The sequence below is a fragment of the Tenebrionibacter intestinalis genome (assembly GCF_016632365.1).
GTDB classification, from domain to species: Bacteria; Pseudomonadota; Gammaproteobacteria; order Enterobacterales; family Enterobacteriaceae; genus Tenebrionibacter; species Tenebrionibacter intestinalis.
On sequence record NZ_JAEPBH010000116.1, the window covers coordinates 1 to 1568 of the forward strand.

1 pseudogene is annotated in these 1568 nt (G+C 61.7%); it reads right to left on the bottom strand.

Features of this window, described 5'->3' with window-relative positions:
* Positions 1-1568, bottom strand: a pseudogene (locus tag JJB97_RS17915) (DNA primase); the annotation flags it as partial.

Below are 1568 nucleotides of genomic sequence, written 5' to 3' on the forward strand. Positions count from 1 at the left end.
ATTTTCCTCCTGGCCCTGTGCCACATGGGCTGAGAGGGTATTATGGCTGTCCGACTGACTACCGACCATACCCCGACTGATACCCGCCCGCTTATCTTCCGGCCCCGACCGGAACGCACCGCCCTCGTTATCATCCACGTTCAGCAGACCACACAGGTGGCTTTCCTCACCGCTGCCGCCATCCCACAGCAACTGATATTCATGGGTCAGTCCACGCCGGTGCAGCAGCAGATATTCCAGTTCAACCAGCCTGCCAAGATGGATTTTCAGTTGGGTATCTCCCCAGCCCAGCGCTCTGCGCACGTTACGCCGCGTGAAGTGCAGCTCGTCCGGCTTCACGGCCTGCTGCCGTGCCGTGTCCTGAACCCAGCCGTACAGCAGGATGAGCAGCTTGCGGCTCTGCGGCGGCATTTCGTCCAGCGTCCGGCCCAGCACTTCATGCGCCAGTTGATTGGCAAGCCGGATGTCGCTTTTCCGGACCTCGATATACTCGATAGTCTGGCCGCGATGCGTGGTTTTCTTCACCTCCCGCTGGTACTGATGCAGCAGCGCCACCGCCTGGATTAACGTCAGGTATTTCATGTGGTCGCGCCGGGTGCGCGTTTTGTCGGAGAGGAAGGTAAGCTGCTCCGCGAACGGGTTGACCACCTTCAGCGGCCGCAGCAGCCGCTGCGCGTTCTGGTGTAACGTGGTCAGGTACTGCTTTTCACTCGATGCCAGCAGCCCTTCCAGCGTCTGCGCCCGGCGCTGCTGCGCGTGTATGGCCTGCGTCTGCTCGCGGCTCTCGTTCACCGTCAGCACCAGGCAGCGGTTGAGCAGCTCTTCGTCCACGTCGCTGGCCGTGGTGGTTAACATCAGCATCACCGGCCCCTGCACGTTGTATTCCCTTGTGACCAGTTCGCCGCTCTGCTCATCCTTGCCGGTTGAGGCGATTTTAAGTTCCCCGTCGCTCTGCAACAGCTTGAGCGCATACGCCGCCTGGCGCACGCCTTCTTCCTCCGCGATGGCGAGGATTTTGTGTTGCAGCGAGGTTTCGCCCAGGTAATACAGGCTCTGCCCGGTCATGGCGCTGTACTGCACCCGCTCTTCCTCCGGTATCAGCCCCAGCACCGCATCCATTAAGCTGGACTTGCCCGCCGCAGACGAGGACTGGATAAGCACGGCCAGCGGCCTGTCCAGCTTGCGCGAGGTGGCCGCCAGATACCCGGTCAGCAGATTGCTGCTTTCACCCACCACGCCGCAGGCCGCCAGGTCAGCCACGATACGCTCTGCCAGGTCCGGAGATTTGAGCAACTCAAGCGCCGCCTGTTCGTCCTTCCCGGACACCGGGACCACGGTCCCGGCCTGTTCCTCGTCTGCCGCCTGGCGCTGTTCGTCCTGTTTCTGTTCCAGCGCCAGCAACACGCGGCCGCACTCGCGCTTTATCACTGTGACTTCACAGGCAAGCTCTGACGCCGCCGTGCTTACATACGCCTGGCGCTGCTTTGCGTGGTACATGTCGAAGCTGTCCACGTGGAACGCGCCGGTGTTCTCGTCCAGTACCTGCACGTTGACCTTCATCACCTCAG